We start from the raw sequence: 16,539 nt of genomic DNA on the forward strand, positions 1-16,539 counted from the left end.
GGCTGGCGCAGGCCAAGGTGCTGGCGTCTATTAGAGTTGGTGTACAAAGCCGCGTCCGCCAAAATAGAGGCCGCCATCAACATTGATGCAGCAGCCACTTGCATAGATCCAGGGATGCTCAACCTTTTTAGGGGAGCAGCCAAGCATAAGGTGAATTGGTGTATGGCCATGGAGGAGTTGCTTGCCACCATAGATGCCTAAGAGGCGGCGCGCGAACTCCTCGCCGTGCTGGGCATGGAGAAAGGCGCCACGCCTGGCGAAGTCTTCCAGCATCTCTTCCCAGGCCAGGGCATCGCTGTGGCTTAGCAGCTTGCGAAAGGTGATATTGACCTCGTCGATGGTGCGCCCACATTTAAGATAGAGGGGGGCGTCGGCGTGCAGCAGAAGGGTCTCATCTACGATGGCCATGGCGGGCAGGTGCGCCATCCAGTCGAGGTGGCGCAAGGTTAAGCTGGCGATATCTTTCTGATTGCCCCCATTGCGTTTCCAGCGTGTGAGAAAGGTGCTTCCTAGTCCGGTTGAGCGTCTGCCGAAGCGGTAGGCTGCCAGCAAGAGCATCTCATGATTGCCCAGTAAGGAGGCCACGGCGCCGCCCACGGCAGCGGCCTCGACCTGGAGACGCATCACGAGGTCCAGCACCTCAACGCCCTGGGGGCCTCGGTCCACAAAATCGCCCATAAACCAGAGCGTCGCATTCCCTCCGCACCAGGCGTGATGGTCATCAATGAGTTGTGCCGCCTGTAGCAGTTTAAGCAGCGACTTGAATTGTCCATGAATGTCGCCTATAACATAGACTGGCGGTGATGCAGTATTCATTGCCATAGAATTTATTGAAATAGCCAATCCTTGTGTAAATTATGTGGGGCAGTGGGTATGGTAAGTACTGGCGACCAATAGTCGCCAGCGCTTACCATACCCACTGCCCAGGCGAGCGCCGCAGGCGCGAGCAGTCAATGCTGGGCATTATGTACAAATTGTACAAGGAAACCAAGCGCGATGATCACCACAAAGATGGCGAGAATGATCAGTGTCGCGGTAAGCGCGGTCCGGCTGGACTGATTGAGTTTGGGCGCCTCTGGCTCATAGGGGACCGGTTGAACCTCTTCAAAGTTGCGCAGGTCGTGATAGAAATCGCGTATCGATTTGTAGCGCTTCTCCGGATCACGGCGAATAGCGCGCATGACCACCGTTGCCAGAGCGGGTGAAAGGTTCGGGTTCGCGAGAAGCAGTGAGGGAGGATCCTGCGAGACATGCTGATTGATGATAGCGAAGACATTTTCTCCCTCGAAGGGGGTATGGCCGCAAAGCATTTCGTAGAGCATGATGCCAACCGCGTAAATATCAGAGCTGGCGGTGCCACGCTCGCCTTTGAGTTGTTCGGGTGACATGTAATCGGGTGTGCCTACGGTTCCGGAGAGTCCGCGCCAGGTCACACGGCGCGCCCCCTCGAGTAGGGCAATGCCAAAATCAATAATTTTGATGGCTCCATCGTCTGTGACCATGACATTTTCAGGCTTTATATCCCGGTGAAAGACACCCTGCTCATGGCAGTAGGCAAGCGCATCGCAGAGTTGGAGCGTGATGTGAAGCGCCTGGCTGGTTGGCACTGGTTGGCCCTCTTGATCCTCCAGTAGCAAGCGCAGCGTCTGCCCTTTGATATACTCCACAACGAGATACTCTTGTGAACGTTTCTCATCTGTATTGAGCAGTTCCTGTACCGAGGGATGATGCAGCCGGTTCCCGATCTCTGCCTCGCGTCGATAGCGTTCAAAGACCGCGACATTGCCAATGAGATCTTCGCTAGGAAATTTAAGAACCACGTTGCGCTGATCGGAGAGATCACGCGCGAGATAGACCCGGTTCATCCCACCATGACCCAGCATGCGAATAATTTCATAATGATCAATACGCGTGCCGGGTTTATAGGCTGTGGTCATGCGTGCCATCGGCCTTTCTTCAATACGATCACGATCAATTTGGGACCTGCGACGCTAGTATAGCATATCCCTAATTTAAAGGAGTAGAGTGAGACCAGGGAATATGCCTAAAAATTTCTTGAGCGTATTTTACCTTTTTTCTGACGCGATGGCGAGACCACCATGTGGAGAAACCGGCTCTTGTAGGACTTCTCGCGCAACGTTGAGGAAGGATTGAATGGCAGGCGAGAGCCATTTCTCTTTATGCCAGAGCATTTGTGTTAGCACCTGAAAGTGTTGCTCCCCCCACTGGAGGGCGATGAGCTTCCCCTGGGCGATCTCTGTCTCGACCACAAGCGACGGCAGAAAGGCGATGCCCATGCCTGCTATCGCGCATTGCTTGATGGCCTCGACAGTGGTAAACTCCAGGTCGGTCACGGCGTCGACGCCAGCAGCATGGAGTGCGCGCTCAAAGACATTGCGGTAGGTGCATCCTTTCTCGGTGAGGAGAAATTGTTCGCCTCGGATATCCTCGGTCTCTACATAATGTTTGGCCGCCAGGGGATGATCGGGTGAGACCAGCATTAGCAGGGCTTCCTCTGCGAGTGGCTCGCTTTCAAGCGCGCTGGAGCGAACCTGGTCCTCAAGGACAAAGGCAACATCGATGCTTCCCTCGTGAATGCTCTGGCGTTGGTCCAATGTTGGACGAAAGATCAGGCGCGAACGAGGAAACCTGGCACGAAACTGTTGAAGCACTCCGGGTAAGCGATAGGTGCAGAGCGATTCAGGCGCGCTGATCGTCACGGATCCAACTGGATCTCCATCCTCCATAACCGCGCTTCGCGCCTCATCCACCAACCCCAGAATTTTTTCACTATAGAGGAGCAGCTTCTTCCCTGCCTCAGTAAGCGCCACGCGTTTCCCCAGACGATCAAAGAGCTTGACCCCCAGTTCCTCTTCCAGGGCTTGAATCTGTGTTGTGACACTTGACTGCACATAGTTAAGGGCAATGGCGGTGCGGCTGAAGCTGAGCGTATGCGCCACCATGCGGAATGTGGTGAGTTGGCGTACATCCATGTTGGTTTTCCTATCGTTTTTATCGATGGTAGATATCAAAAACGTTTCCTTGACTTGATACTACCACTATATTACACTTATGGCAAGGGTAAATTCTTATATGCGCATGGAGACATGCAGAAGGATGAGAACATTATGGATGCCGCTTTTGTCTTCTTCTTTTTTTTCCTTTTAGGAATCGTTGCCTATCGCTGGGGCGTAGATAGTCGAGAAGGATTGAATGGCCTGGAGTGGGAGCGACGCGCGCGCTACTGGGCCACGCACCTGAGATGCAGCCATGAATAGCCTGGATACAATGCCGCTTGACGTGTTGCAATGATGGTAATACATCAGGTTGTGCATAAAAGGAGAGACAAAGCATCGGTTTGAGGATGCTTTGTCTCTTTTGCTGTTCAGGATTGGATTGGAAGCAATCAGCTCAGTGCTGCGCAATATCATTGCAAGGGAAGTATCTCCCTGCGTGCAAGTTCGCGTTCATAAGAAACATACATCCAGAGTGCCCAGAGACCTAGGCAGATGCTGATACTGACGTAGGCGTTCCAGAAAGCGATAAAGAGGGCCAGTAAGTAGAGTGGAAATCCGAGCAGGTAAAGGCGGAAGAGCGCCTGGATTTGAGAGGTTTTGACCGTGGGTTTAAGGAGGCGTCGCTGATAGGTCGCTGACCAGAGCAGGAGATTATAGGCCAGGTTGATCATCGAGAAGGTTCCGGCATAAACGGCGCAGGCCGTCGAGGCAGCAGGTGTTGTCAGATATTTGGCCACTAATGCAGTTGGGAAGGGGACAATGGTGACCAGAAGTAGCAGGAAACCATTAGCAAACATGAAAAGTGTGCTCGATTTTTGCACCAGTTTGAAAATACCGTGGTGATTTATCCACATAATGAGGATAGTGGCAAAGCTAATAAAGAAGGATAGATAAGAGGGCCATTGCCAAAGTAGGGCTTTGCCCAGACCGTTCGCGGTGACGCCATTGGCCAGGGCAGGCACTTTGAGATCGAGCACCAGGAGGGTAATAGCAATGGCAAAGACGCCATCGCTAAAAGCCTCGATGCGTCCAGTTTCCTTTTCAACCAGACTTGCATTTCTCTTAGTATTCATAGGTGACTACCTTTGATATACTTGTCTCTGACGCCGCTCCTTCCTCTATCTCTATTGTATAATAAGTTCCCTTATGCTGTACTATTGCGAGAGAAGAATGCTTGGTATTGTGTTCCTATGGCCTGCTACGCAACGTTTCCCTGCGGTCGACCGTGTCAAGGCATAGAGAACGGAAATCATGCTGTCTGGTATGCGCATACCCTCTAGAGCAGAAAGAAGGATAAAAGCTATGAGTAAGGATCTCTTGTGGAAGGTCAAAGAAGGCGATCATATCAAGCTCAAGGACTATGACCCCGACCACATCGCAAGCCACATTGATCGTGATGCAGCCGAGAAGCAGTTGCAGAAACTGAGCCAGGAACTGGGAGAACTGCAGGAGCTGATGGCGGCGGCGCAGAAGCATAGCTTTTTGATGATTCTACAGGGGATGGATACCAGTGGTAAGGACGGCACCATTCGTCATGTGTTGAGCTCCTTGAATCCCCAGGGGTGCCAGGTGCATTCATTTAAAGCTCCTTCCCAGGATGAATTGCAACATGATTTTCTCTGGCGTGTCCATCAACATGTACCACCCAGGGGCATCTTCGGAGTTTTTAATCGCTCACACTACGAGGATGTGTTGGTAGTGCGCGTACATAATCTTGTGCCAGAGGATACCTGGCACAAACGCTATCATATCATTAATGCCTTTGAAGAAATGTTGACTGAGAGCGGTACTATCGTGGTCAAGTTTTTCTTGCATATCAGCAAAGATGAGCAGGCCAGGCGTTTAAAGGCGCGCGAGGACGAGCCAGAGAAGTCCTGGAAGCTTAACGTTGATGATTGGAAGGAGCGGCAGTTCTGGGGCGATTACCAGGAGGCGTATGAGGACGCCTTGAGCAAATGTAGCACGAAGCAGGCACCCTGGTATATTGTGCCCGCCAATCATAAGTGGTATCGTAACCTGGTTATTGCCCAGACGCTGGCAGATACGCTGAAGCCATTTAAGGACGAATGGCAAAAAGATTTGCTTGCGCGTGGTCAGCGTGAGTTGGAAGCTCTGAAGCAAATGCATGTCCAGGCTGAGAAGTAAGGCCTGCCAGGCACGAGAAAATAAAGCAATGAGAGGGTATCCATGTATCTTGATTTGTATGATTATCGTTTGCGCGTCCAGGCTATGTACCGTGAGCGGAACCAGGCTATACTGGCTGGAGAGGATGCAGAGATGGTGTGGCAGCGTTTTCACCAGAGCCGCGACGCACTCTTTGCTCAGCACTCACAGTCGGCGCTTGATGCTGAACAGCGTCGTGTCTTCTCCGGCTTGCGATACTTCCCATACAATCCTGCGCTCCGCTTTGCGGTCACGATTGAGACTGATGTCGAGCCACAGCGACAGATCATTACGATGAGCAGTACTGAGCAAATGACCATGCTCACGGTGGGACGTGTGCGTTTCACCGTTGAGCAGGAGCCGGTAACGCTGCATATCTACTGGCTCGATATCTATGGTGGCGGCCTTTTTCTTCCCTTCCGAGACTTGACCAGCCCTGAAGAGGCGTATGGCGGTGGACGCTACCTCTTTGATACCATCAAAGGGAGCGACTGGCTGCCTGTGCCAGGGAAGACGCACCAGCAACAAATCATGCTCGACTTTAATTATGCATATAATCCATCCTGCGCTTACAATGACGCCTGGATGTGTCCTCTCGCGCCCCGAGAGAATCAATTGCGCGTGCCTCTACGCGCAGGCGAGCTGCGTTTTAAGTAAAAGAGCATCTGCGCGCAGGGCCTAGGCGCTTATACGCGTCAGACCAGCTGGGACCGCAGAAATTTTGTGTAACTCAACACAGGATTGCTGGACAATGATGAGCCTGGCCTGACCATCGATGATAATGGAGAGTTCATAGAGGGCGGGGGACTGAGCAGTCTCGTTGATGGTGTGTAGTATTTGCACATTGGGATAGATTTCGGCCACAGAAAAATAAGTGCTATGGCCGTAGATATCGCTGAAGGTCATGGAACGACGAAATGCAAGTGCATAAGTATCCTTGGTAGATGGCATGAGTTGAGTCCTCCTTTGGCGAAAAATAGACAGTTAAGAAATGTATCTGCCCTAAACATCGGAAGCGCGTAGATATCCTGGTCTAGCTACCTTGTTGGCTCGGTACAGAGTCGCCGGGTAACTGGTAGACACCTTTGCGGTAGGCCCGGGGATTATGTTGTCGTAACCAGAGTTCAACGTAGCCAATGGGGAGCGGTTCGGTAGCGAATTCCGCGATAAATGTGTAGAGTTGGGCGCGTGCCTGACGCGTATCCGTCCCCTCTGAACACTCGATCTCGGCTTCAAGAAAGTCGCCCAGGCCCAAGACATGATCCACACAGAGTTGGACCGAGTCCAGGCTATACTGCCGGCGCGTATTCTCGATTCGTGCCAGTTCCACCAGGTTGTTTTCCATCTGGGCGGCCTCCCAGGTGGGTGTAGGGTTCCAGGTGGGAAGGAAATGGTTAAAGAGTTCGTTCATCGCTGCCGCTTGATCGGGCTGTGCTTGGAGTGCAAAAGCACGCTCAGTACTCTGAATATGGGCTTTCTCCGCCTGTTCATTGAACTTAAACTCAAGCTTTTGCTGGTTGCGTACTCGCAGGAAAACCGCCCTCTGGAGCAGGTCCCAATCAGGCGTATCGTAGTAGACATCGACATTGTGGATGTGCCGCTCGAAGCGGGCCTCGCGTAACCTGGCTTCAAGCAAGGGCCACGCTTGAGGCGCGACAGCACATTTTACTTCAACTTCAATCATGCCACTGCCCTCCTCTGGCTCAGGCCCGCCATGGCATCAGCCGACGAAGTGTACACCGTTCCCTCTTTCTTCTCAATGAAGGTGGCCAGCCGTTGGAGGCGTGCCTCGTCTTCATAACGGGTCCATTCTGGAGCGTGCGCGGACCAGGAGACGGTTGCTCTCCGGCTAGGTACCTGTGTTAGTGCCTCGGGCGGAATGAAACGCGCGAATTGTCCACGGTCATCGACGTAGAGCGGCCCAAGCACAAAGCCATCACAGCCTGCTAGCAGAGCCTCGGCCACCAGGCGCTCGTATTCAAGGTCTGGAATATGGGGAAGGATAGGGCGTACAGCTATAAAGACAGGAATGCCAAGGCGTTTCAAGCTAGCAACGGTCTGCATACGCTCGGCAGGTGAGGGGGTATGAGGCTCGACAAGCGGGGCAGAGTCCCAGCAACTGACAGATACCAGCGCGCTTAAGGTTGTACCATACACTTCCATCTGGCTTTGAATAGTGGCTAATCCTCCTAGTGTGGTGGCGTTCATCGCGCCCTTTGTGCTGAAATTAACATGTTTACCGTAGGTGGCCAGTCGCCCTAGCATGGCTATTCCTCGCTCGGGACGTGCGAAAGGGTCGCCATCATAGCCAAATTGGATCGTATCAAAGGCAGCTTCGTGCGCGAAAGCTTCAAACTGGGTAAGAACTTCCTCTGGATCCACGCGCGAAAGTCCAACCTCGCCACCACGCGTATAGCAGTAGCGACAGCCAAAGGGGCAGGGTTCCCCAACCGGGACAAGAACGCGATTCTTTTCAACTTTGAACATGATGCGCTTCTTCATATAGAACCCCTTTCTTACTCTTCCCTACTCACGATTTTTGGGCACATCATACTATGGACCTGACAAGCGTACTTGTGCTTGTAAATGCACAATAGTCTGAATGCTTCTAACTCTCCCAACAAGAGTATAACACAAAATTGTTGCCTATAATACAATTTATGCGAAATTGTAAAAATTGTAGCATTTGCGCAAATAATAGGATGAATCTGAGGATAGTCTTAAATCAGGTTTTTTAAGACAGTTGTCATAGGTGTTGGGAGCCAGAATTTGTTGTTCAATATATGTTTCCGTGAGGACATATGTAAGCTATTGCCTGACTGGAAAGTACTTGTAATTAAAGCGGTTGGTTTGAGGGTATTGTTTGCACTTGCTTGAAAAAAGGGCGAGCGTTATACTTTGACAAAAAATAGCTGCTATGTTCTTTCCATGAAGAAGAGTAACAATACGTAGCTTTTTGTAGAAAAAAGGTCTCTCATCATACAAAGGTGGTGAAAGAAACATTTTTGAGAATATACAGGTTAAATACTTGCATTGCCTATGAATATAGGGTATGCTCTTTCTATATGTAAAAGCTAGGTAAAAGCTAGATTTTGCGTGCTTCGCTATATCCACTCCCATATGTCTGGCTGTGTTGCCCAGAGATGCAAGAAAACCTGATTCAGATGGAAAGGAATTGAGATGCTATGCCAGTAGATGGGCCACAAGTAGGCGGTTCCGAGACAAGATTGCTCGGCGATGAACGCTTTCTGCGTAAAGTTGCACATCTCTACTATGAAGAGGGGAATTCTCAAGAGATGATCGCTGAGAGGGAGTATTGCTCCAGGCAGACCGTAAGTAAGGCACTCCAGAAGGCTAAAGAGCGAGGCATTGTGCGTATTTCGATTGTGCCTGATCTGCGAGCGGGCTTTTTGCGGAATCTGGCGCGTGATGTTCGTACGGAGTTGGATCTGGATGACCTGGTTCTTGTTCCGGGCCGCAGCTTTAATCATCTGAAAGAGGGCCAGTCTTCCTTTGACGATGTTGTGATTGAAATTACGACCGCGGCGGCTGATTACCTTGATCAGCTTTTGAAAGATGGAGATAAGCTGGCTATCTGTGGTGGTAGCACATTTATGCGCAACATGGAGCGGTATCTCAAACCAACGAAACTGCTTCCCAATCTCGATGTTGTCGCAACGATTGGTTTTGTCCAGGCTCGCACCACCTATGGCGATGCGAACTTGATTGCGCATGATATTGCGACTGCTTATGGAGGAAGGCATACCTGGTTCTGTGCAGGAGCGTTTTTCCCCAATGCCACAGACGATTTTAACTTAGAGGGATTTCAGGCCCTGATTCGAAACTATCCTATGCTAGATGCGGCCTATTCGCTGTATGAGCAAGCCTCGATTTTTATGTTGAGCGTCTGGCCTCCTCACACTAATGATGATGTTATCACGCACGGCATCATCTCTCCAGAGCAAATGCAGGCTATGGATAACCTCAATCCAGTGGCTGATATTAACCACTGGGTGTTTGACGCTAAGGGACGTTGTATCAATGAGCTTTTGGACTCGCCTCCCTATTACCTTACAGGGTTTGAGATACCTCGCTTAAAGACGATATTGCATGGCAGCGGAAAGAAGTCGATTCTCGTCGCTGGCGGTGGTCCAGACTATATTCCAGCCATTCGCGCCGTTCTAAGGGCTGGAGTGGCTAACATTTTAATCACTGATCATGTGACCGCCCAACTTTTGTTGGAAATCTGAGTACGAAATGCCTACCCTGGTCATATAAAGGATGCGGCAAGCTGCTCTATTGAAGAGCATATCTTGCCGCAATATAAGCTTATGGAACATATACATATACCCCCGCTTTATTGTCCCTTTGAGCCGCGTGTCAGCCCACATGTCCAGATTGTCCAGGACCATACACAGGGCTGGGTACAGCATTTCCGTCTGCTGAAGGATGAGGCCACGCGCCATTTCGCAGCAGTACGGATGGGTTGGCTCGTCGCGCGTTGCTATCCCACTGCGACAGTGGGTGAGCTATTGCTGCTTGCTGATTGGCTCACCTGGTTGTTTATTGTGGATGATCTTTTTAGTGAAGGGGCGATGAGCCAGCACCCAAAACAGATGCAGTTTATTATGAATGAATTTATTGTCACTCTCTACGGCATAACCAAGAATTTTAAGAAACCATTAACGGAAGCGCTGCATGATCTCTGGTCGCGAACAACACAGGAGGCGACTACATCCTGGCAAGCGCGTTTTAAACGCCACCTGGTTGCCAATTACTTCGCCGGTACATGTTGGGAGGCGGATAATCGAGCGCAGGGGCACGTGCCGGACGTGGACACATATATTGAAAATCGCCGGAGCTCTAGCGGTATGCTCATGGGGATCGACTTTATTGATTTTGTGGAGCGTATCTCCTTTCCAAGTACTTTGCGCTTGAGTGATGCTTTTCAAACGATCCTGCGCATGACGAACAATATTGTGTGCTGGGCTAATGATATCGTTTCTCTGAGGAAGGAGATAGAGCATCATGATGTAAATAACCTGGTGCTCGTGTTGCAACATACCTATCAATTGCCTTTGCAGGATGCCGTAAATATAACATCTGAAATGATAGAGAGAGAGACGAAGGATTTCCTCCTGGCTGAACAGCGCCTGATTACGCATTTTCCCCTCTTTGAGGAGCAATTGCAGCGCTATACCGCAGCACTGCGCGCATTGATACGAGGAAATCTGGACTGGTCGCTTGAAACTGCACGTTACTTACAAAAAGAGTCTACCGTCGGGAAATGAGGGACAAGGTGGCGAAAAAAGGCCTCCGGTGGTACCCGAGGTTTGGGTATGTGAGCAATAACAGGCTGAAGCGTTATACTGTGTAGACAGGGCTAGATTTGTCTGTCTGGCAGATGTGCTTGAGAGTCTGAACGCAGGTGCGTTTCGTAATAATCTTAAGGAACGGGTTTTCTGTGTTTTGTTCTGTCCGCGATATTTAGAGTGGTAGCAGGCTGATTGAGTTCCAAGGAGGAGACATCGTATGAGTAATCAACCTTATGGGTCGGATCCACGATATCCGCAGCAAGGTTATCAACAGGCTCAAGAACCAACGGAACCCGTTTATAATGAGCGGGTTTACCGAAGAAATGAAGGCGATGGCTATGTCCAGAGCCAGCAGGAGCGCTATGTCGGACCCAATCAGGTGGAGCGGCGCGAGGAGGTCTATGTTAATCCTGATGTGCAGCGGGCCAAGATGCGCTATTGGGTGGCGGCAACCATCTACTTTATCCTCAGTGTGCTAGAAATTATCCTGCTTTTGCGCTTTATCTTTCGCCTGTTGGGTGCCAATGAATCTAACGGCTTCGTCAAGGGGCTGTATGATCTAAGCTATGTCTTTATGGGACCTTTCAAAGGCATCTTTAGTGATCCATCCTTTGGCCAGGCAAGCATGTTCGAGATCTCAACGTTGATTGCAATGCTCATCTATGCTCTGATTGCCTGGGGCCTGGTGGCTCTGAGCCGGGTTGCATTGGGTCCCACGGTACGCGCTTAAAGGACTTCTCGCCACTATGTGGCTTGCAGATGATGAGATAGGGGTGGAAATGCCTGTTGCATTTCCACCCCTATCTCATCACCCTGCTCAGCGTTGCAGACGCCGAGAACATCTCTTTTTACTTGACTTCGATCGTGTCTAGATATTTGGGCGTGCGACGGATGCGTGTGCCTTGCTCAAAGGCGTAGGCGAGGCGGATAAGGGTTGCTTCGCTGTAAGCTCGACCCATAAAGGTCAGCCCTACGGGAAGCTCAAAGATAAAGCCTGCCGGGACGGTGATCGCGGGGTAGCCTGCCAGGGCCGCGGGCTGAGAGCTTCCACCGAGTGGATGGTCTCCATCGATGACATCAATGCACCAGGCGGGGGCACCTGTGGGCATGATCAGGGCGTCCAGGTTATACTGCTCCATAATGGCATCAATCCCCTCCTGGCGCGAGAAGCGGCGATTCTCCTCCAGGGCGTGCAGGTAGGTAGAATCATCCAACCCCACTGTCTCCTGGGCGCGCAGGAGTAGTTCCTGTCCAAAATAGGGTAATTCCTCGGTGGCATGAGCCTTGTTAAAGGCGATGATCTCCTCCAAGCTGCGCACGGGACTACTTTCGAGATCCGCCAGGTAGCTATTAAGGTCGGCCTTAAACTCATGCAGCAAGACGATCATCTCGCTTTGGGACTCGCTCATCTGCCTGGCTGTGGGAATATTGGCGGGATCAATAATCTCAGCTCCCAGGCTCCGCAATTGCTCGATAGCCTCTTCAATAATGGCGTCCGCTCTGGCGCTATAGCCAAAATAGACATCGCGTGCCACCCCAATGCGTGCTCCCTTTAACCCATTGCCATCGAGAAATTTCGTGTAGTCAATTGCCTCTGGATGAGGATTCTCGTGACTTGTCGGATCGAGCTCATCGGGGCCGGTAATGGCGCTTAGAAGGGCGGCGGCATCTGCGACCGTGCGCGCCATTGGACCAACAGTATCCTGGCTATGCGCGATAGGTACCACACCCGCGCGGCTGGTCAGACCGACTGTTGGCTTGATGCCGACGAGACAGGAGACGGCTGAGGGACAGAGGATAGAACCATCGGTCTCAGTTCCCAGTGCTGCGGTAGCCAGGTTTGCGGCGATGGCCGTGCCTGAGCCGGAACTGGAGCCACAGGGTGTACGATTGAGCACATAGGGGTTGCGGGTCTGACCTCCTCGGCCACTCCAACCACTGGAAGAGGCGTCTGAGCGAAAGTTGGCCCATTCGCTGAGGTTGGTTTTCCCCAGGAGAATGGCTCCCGCTTCGCGGAGTTTGCGCGCCACCGTTGCGTCGCGACGTGGGCGTGATCCAAGCAGAGCCAGGGATCCAGCGGTGGTCTCCATCTGGTCGGCGGTAGCGATGTTATCTTTGAGCAGGATGGGGATGCCGTGGAGTGGACCTCGTGGCTCCGTGTTTCGGCGCTCCTCGTCAAGCGCGTCGGCGATCTCAAGGGCCTCGGGATTGATCTCAAGGACAGATCGCAGATGTGGCCCCTGCTGGTCAAACTGCTGGATGCGTTCGATATAGTCTTCGGTTAACTGGCGCGCGGTAAGGCGCCCGGAGTCCATGGCGGCCTGTAGCTCGGCAATGCTTGCCTCTTCCAATTGCATATATACCCTTTCTGCACGGAGGAAGTTTGATCTCTTTGTGTATATATGCTCTGGAAAGCGTGTTCCTCACATTGACTACCATACGAGTACGCTTAGTACTTTGAAGGTGGAAACCAAAATGGCTAAGCAAGGACTTTAATCATTGTCCTATGAATAAAAAATGTCGAGAGAGCTTTATAACATAGTAGTTGACCTTTGCATCAGTAGTGTGTTGCCCTTCTGTTGATTCGAGTGCATAAAAGCCCTTTGCTTGTATGTCTGATCTTTTTGCTGAGAGTACGCTTATATGCTTCAGTGTTAGCTCATTATTCCAGGGAGTGAACCGCCCATGTCTACCCAGATTAAGCAGGAGAGAATGCCAGATTTTCGTCAAGAGATACCACCTGAAACTGATAAATTGTTGGTATGCTCCGCCTCGCCTGCTCCCAAAGAGCGTGTGCCCTGGGCTGTGCGCCTCAAAAATTTTCTCCAGTCTTCTTCATTCTCACCCGAATGGCTTCCTCCCTCCTTACAATCTCCTTTTGTTGGGTATCTTCTGGCGGTGCTGCTCCCTATCTTGATGGTTGGGTGTGTGTACCTGATTACATGTTTTTTGCCTTCGTTTCGCTTTGCGAGCGCTCCCATTATCCTGGCTGTTGTTCTCATCTCATTGGGGTGGGGAACGCTATCTGGCTTGCTTGCTACCCTGGTGGGGACGCTCGCATTGACAATCTTAGTCGTTCCCTCGCTGATGCCGCTGACCTTTGATCATGATGAGTATGTCTATAGTGCGATTATGTTTACAATTATTGGCATCAGCTTGAGCCTGCTTACCAGCCAGACTCAGCATGCCCGTCGGCAGTCTACAAGAGCGCAAGTTTCCGCTGAATCTACCAGGGGCTTTCTCTACCATATTCTCATGCATGCGCCGACTCCTATTGCGGTTGTAAGCGTGCCTGAATACCGTTTTGAGTTGATCAATTCCCATGCCTCTCGTTGCTTTGGCATGTGCGCTTCCACAATTCTTGGGAGGTCGGTAGGTGAGATCATTACACATGATGATATTCGCCAGGTTATCCCGGCTCTCGATTGGGTTCAGAAGACTGGGAATGAATTATCCCTTCAGGAGCGCCCTTTCTTTGTTGATCTACGTTGTGATGGCGGGCGTGTGAAGCAGTACTTTAACATCTACTATCAGCCGATGTTTAGCCTGCAAGGCGTCCTGGATGGCATTATTATCTTTGGCGTGGATATAACTGAACAGGTAGAAGCGCGACAGAAGATCGAACAGCTACTCTCCCAACTCGATAGCTTTATCGGGGTGGTGGCCCATGAATTGCGTACGCCTTTAACTGCTACCAAGACCAGTCTGCAAATCGCGCAGCGCAAATTGAAGCGCACGCTCACAACGCAACCGCTGCCGGGCGTCTCTCTACAGAAAAATGAGGTATTGGGCGCGTTAAGGAAGAATCTCATGCGGGCAGAGCAACAGGTGGACCTGCAAAATCGCCTGGTAGGAGATTTATTGGACGCATCCCGTATGCGTTCTGATCGCCTAGAACTGCATTCCAGGCACTGCGACATCACACGTATCGTTCAGGAGTGTGTCGATGTACAACGAGAGCAACACCCCCAACGTGTGCTGACATTGAAGATGCCCTCAACTCAGAATATCTCGATCATGGCCGATCCTGACCGCGTTGGACAGGTGGTGACGAATTATCTCACCAATGCGCTTAAATATTCCGATGCGGAATACCCCGTCGCGGTTGAGGTCACGCTGAAAGGGGCACATGTGCGTGTCTCTGTGTGTGATCAGGGACCGGGTCTCCAGCCGGAGCAGCAGGAACATCTCTGGGACCGCTTTTACCGCGTGCCGGGTATTCACGTGCGCAGTGGTTCTGGCGTTGGTCTGGGCCTGGGTCTGTATATCTGTCGTTCTATCATGGAGCGCCTGGGAGGAACAACAGGCGTGCAAAGCCGGACAGGTGAGGGTTCGACCTTCTGGTTCACCCTGCCTGTGAGTGCGTAGTAGGCAAGGGGATAAGAAATATGGTACGCTGCTAGCAGACTAGATATTGTGAGGGGGGAAGTATGTCAACTGTTCTTGAACATATCCTACGGAGTCGCCTGGTCGCCATTGTGCGCCTGGATCACTATGAAAATGCCTTAGATATCGCTCGCGCGCTCCTGGCGGGTGGCGTCACCGAGATTGAATTCACGCTGACCGGTAAGGGTGCCAATCAGGCGATTACCGAGGTACGCTCGGCTCTGGGCGAGCAGATGCGTATCGGGGTTGGCTCGGTGCTGGAGGCTCGTGCGGCTGAAGAGGCTATCGCCGCAGGGGCGCAATTCGTGGTGACGCCTGTCGTTGTGCCTGATGTCATTGTCGCCTGTAAAGCGGCTGGGGTTCCTATTTTGTGTGGAGCATTGACCCCAACCGAGGCTCTAAACGCGTATCGTGCGGGAGCCGATCTTATCAAAATTTTTCCTGCGCGCGTAGGTGGGCCACAATATATTAAGGATATCCTGGCGCCTCTGCCGCAGTTGCGTGTCGTTCCAACTGGTGGGGTTAGACCGGAGAACGCGCGCACCTTCCTGGATGCGGGCGCTGTGGCCGTTGCTATGGGTGGCAACCTTGTCTCAACAAAGGCGGTTGCGGCCGGCGATTGGGAATATATCACGGCCCAGGCACGTGCCGCCGTCGAGGCGGTGCGCTAAGGTGGGGCACTGTTGTGATGTTGAAGGGAGCGTTTCATGTATGATGTGGTAACGCTTGGCGAGTGCATGGCCGTGCTCTATCCCACCGAACCAGTCCCAATGGATCGCGTCTCCACGTTAACGCTTGATATCGCGGGGGCTGAATCGAATACGGCCATTGGCTTGAGCCAGTTGGGACACCGTGTGCGTTTTGTGAGCCAGGTGGGCAATGATTCGCTTGGCCAGCGCATTCGAACTACGCTGATGCAGGAGGGCGTGGATACCACGTATCTCTTGACTGATTCGGACGCCCAGACAGGCGTCTTCTTCCGCGAGTGGCTACCAGATGGGGCAAGGCGTGTGCAGTATTATCGACGCGCCTCCGCCGCTAGCAGGCTCAGCCCTGAGCACCTGAAGCCGGAGATGTTCGCGGGCGCGCACATCGTGCATATGACAGGTATTACTCCCGCGCTGAGCGAGACGTGCGCGGCGAGCGTGGCACGTGCCGTAGAACTTGCGCATGAGGCGGGCGCGCTGGTCTCCTTTGATCCAAATTATCGCGCACCACTATGGAGCGTGGAGGCTGCACGAGTGGCTCTCCTTCCGCTCATGGCCCAGGCTGATATCCTGCTACTGGGCCACGAAGACGCGCATGCCATCCTGGGGACGCATGACGAGGAAGAGGTGCTTGCCACTATGCCAGGTTTTCGTGCCCAGGTAGTCGTATTGAAGCAAGCCGAAAAAGGGGCCTGCGCCAGGGCTGGGGAGGCGCGTGTCGCGATTCCCGCGATGCCAGTGCCCGAGGTTATTGACCCGGTAGGCGCAGGCGATGGCTTTAATGCTGGTTTCCTCTCGGGCTGGCTACGTGGTTATGCGCTGGCCGATGCCTTGCGCCTGGGGGCGCAGGTAGGCGCACAGATTGTCTCACTGGCAGGCGACTATGCACACAGCCGCGACAAGGCTTAGTCAGATATTGTTGGGTATTGACAGGTATTTAAAAAGGGCCCT

The 16,539-nt window shown here is 52.2% G+C and carries 17 protein-coding genes; 9 read left to right on the top strand and 8 right to left on the bottom strand.

What is annotated here, in order from left to right:
• Window positions 1-30: 30 nt before the first annotated feature.
• The 3 genes from JMJ04_RS18910 to JMJ04_RS18920 form a co-directional block, all read right to left on the bottom strand.
• Window positions 31-816, bottom strand: coding sequence for a metallophosphoesterase (locus JMJ04_RS18910; RefSeq protein WP_201371983.1), 786 nt, complete (start codon window positions 814-816; stop codon window positions 31-33).
• A 134-nt stretch (window positions 817-950) separates the two neighbouring features.
• Window positions 951-1,946: a serine/threonine protein kinase gene (locus tag JMJ04_RS18915; protein WP_201371984.1), complete on the bottom strand. Its 996-nt coding sequence runs from the start codon at window positions 1,944-1,946 to the stop codon at window positions 951-953.
• Between the two features lie 120 nt (window positions 1,947-2,066).
• Window positions 2,067-2,993 (bottom strand): LysR family transcriptional regulator, encoded by a 927-nt coding sequence (locus JMJ04_RS18920; protein WP_201371985.1) that lies wholly within the window; start codon window positions 2,991-2,993, stop codon window positions 2,067-2,069.
• Window positions 2,994-3,107: 114 nt separating this feature from the next.
• On the opposite strand from JMJ04_RS18920, the gene JMJ04_RS18925 reads away from it, so the two are divergent.
• On the top strand, window positions 3,108-3,278 hold the full coding sequence (locus tag JMJ04_RS18925; protein WP_201371986.1) for a hypothetical protein: 171 nt from the start codon (window positions 3,108-3,110) through the stop codon (window positions 3,276-3,278).
• Window positions 3,279-3,427: 149 nt separating this feature from the next.
• Here the strand turns inward: JMJ04_RS18925 and JMJ04_RS18930 are convergent, their stop codons facing one another.
• On the bottom strand, window positions 3,428-4,090 hold the full coding sequence (locus JMJ04_RS18930) for a TMEM175 family protein (RefSeq protein ID WP_201371987.1): 663 nt from the start codon (window positions 4,088-4,090) through the stop codon (window positions 3,428-3,430).
• A 229-nt stretch (window positions 4,091-4,319) separates the two neighbouring features.
• Here JMJ04_RS18930 and JMJ04_RS18935 point away from each other — a divergent pair, with 229 nt between their 5' ends.
• Together JMJ04_RS18935 and JMJ04_RS18940 are read left to right on the top strand one after the other, a co-directional pair.
• The gene (locus JMJ04_RS18935) at window positions 4,320-5,162 is read left to right on the top strand and encodes a polyphosphate kinase 2 family protein (protein WP_201371988.1); all 843 of its coding nucleotides are present in this window, start codon (window positions 4,320-4,322) and stop codon (window positions 5,160-5,162) included.
• A 42-nt stretch (window positions 5,163-5,204) separates the two neighbouring features.
• On the top strand, window positions 5,205-5,837 hold the full coding sequence (locus JMJ04_RS18940; RefSeq protein WP_201371989.1) for a DUF1684 domain-containing protein: 633 nt from the start codon (window positions 5,205-5,207) through the stop codon (window positions 5,835-5,837).
• Window positions 5,838-5,858: 21 nt separating this feature from the next.
• Here the strand turns inward: JMJ04_RS18940 and JMJ04_RS18945 are convergent, their stop codons facing one another.
• The 3 genes from JMJ04_RS18945 to JMJ04_RS18955 all read right to left on the bottom strand — a co-directional run bounded on the left by JMJ04_RS18945 (window position 5,859) and on the right by JMJ04_RS18955 (window position 7,682).
• Window positions 5,859-6,131 (bottom strand): hypothetical protein, encoded by a 273-nt coding sequence (locus JMJ04_RS18945; protein WP_201371990.1) that lies wholly within the window; start codon window positions 6,129-6,131, stop codon window positions 5,859-5,861.
• An 82-nt stretch (window positions 6,132-6,213) separates the two neighbouring features.
• Window positions 6,214-6,864: a CYTH domain-containing protein gene (locus JMJ04_RS18950; protein WP_201371991.1), complete on the bottom strand. Its 651-nt coding sequence runs from the start codon at window positions 6,862-6,864 to the stop codon at window positions 6,214-6,216.
• Window positions 6,861-7,682 (bottom strand): radical SAM protein, encoded by an 822-nt coding sequence (locus JMJ04_RS18955; RefSeq protein ID WP_201371992.1) that lies wholly within the window; start codon window positions 7,680-7,682, stop codon window positions 6,861-6,863. Before JMJ04_RS18955 ends, JMJ04_RS18950 begins: the two co-directional genes overlap by 4 nt.
• A 683-nt stretch (window positions 7,683-8,365) precedes the next feature.
• Between JMJ04_RS18955 and JMJ04_RS18960 the strand changes: the two genes are divergently transcribed.
• The 3 genes from JMJ04_RS18960 to JMJ04_RS18970 all read left to right on the top strand — a co-directional run bounded on the left by JMJ04_RS18960 (window position 8,366) and on the right by JMJ04_RS18970 (window position 11,225).
• Window positions 8,366-9,430 carry a sugar-binding transcriptional regulator gene (locus JMJ04_RS18960; protein WP_201371993.1) on the top strand — a complete coding sequence of 355 codons (1,065 nt, stop codon included), beginning with the start codon at window positions 8,366-8,368 and terminating at the stop codon, window positions 9,428-9,430.
• Window positions 9,431-9,493: 63 nt separating this feature from the next.
• Window positions 9,494-10,471 (top strand): terpene synthase family protein, encoded by a 978-nt coding sequence (locus JMJ04_RS18965; RefSeq protein WP_201371994.1) that lies wholly within the window; start codon window positions 9,494-9,496, stop codon window positions 10,469-10,471.
• A 241-nt stretch (window positions 10,472-10,712) separates the two neighbouring features.
• Window positions 10,713-11,225, top strand: coding sequence for a YggT family protein (locus JMJ04_RS18970; RefSeq protein ID WP_201371995.1), 513 nt, complete (start codon window positions 10,713-10,715; stop codon window positions 11,223-11,225).
• Window positions 11,226-11,343: 118 nt separating this feature from the next.
• On the opposite strand, the gene JMJ04_RS18975 is transcribed toward JMJ04_RS18970, so the two are convergent.
• Entirely contained in the window at window positions 11,344-12,852 is a 1,509-nt protein-coding gene (locus JMJ04_RS18975; protein ID WP_201371996.1) for an amidase, read from the bottom strand.
• A gap of 328 nt (window positions 12,853-13,180) precedes the next feature.
• Here JMJ04_RS18975 and JMJ04_RS18980 point away from each other — a divergent pair, with 328 nt between their 5' ends.
• The 3 genes from JMJ04_RS18980 to JMJ04_RS18990 all read left to right on the top strand — a co-directional run bounded on the left by JMJ04_RS18980 (window position 13,181) and on the right by JMJ04_RS18990 (window position 16,497).
• Entirely contained in the window at window positions 13,181-14,863 is a 1,683-nt protein-coding gene (locus tag JMJ04_RS18980) for an ATP-binding protein (RefSeq protein WP_201371997.1), read from the top strand.
• A 62-nt stretch (window positions 14,864-14,925) separates the two neighbouring features.
• Window positions 14,926-15,552: a bifunctional 4-hydroxy-2-oxoglutarate aldolase/2-dehydro-3-deoxy-phosphogluconate aldolase gene (locus tag JMJ04_RS18985; protein ID WP_201371998.1), complete on the top strand. Its 627-nt coding sequence runs from the start codon at window positions 14,926-14,928 to the stop codon at window positions 15,550-15,552.
• A 36-nt stretch (window positions 15,553-15,588) separates the two neighbouring features.
• Complete coding sequence (locus tag JMJ04_RS18990) at window positions 15,589-16,497, top strand: sugar kinase (protein ID WP_201371999.1); 909 nt, start codon at window positions 15,589-15,591, stop codon at window positions 16,495-16,497.
• The last annotated feature ends 42 nt before the right edge of the window (window positions 16,498-16,539 follow it).

Origin of the sequence: Ktedonobacter robiniae (assembly GCF_016587375.1) — a bacterium.
GTDB classification, from domain to species: Bacteria; Chloroflexota; Ktedonobacteria; order Ktedonobacterales; family Ktedonobacteraceae; genus Ktedonobacter; species Ktedonobacter robiniae.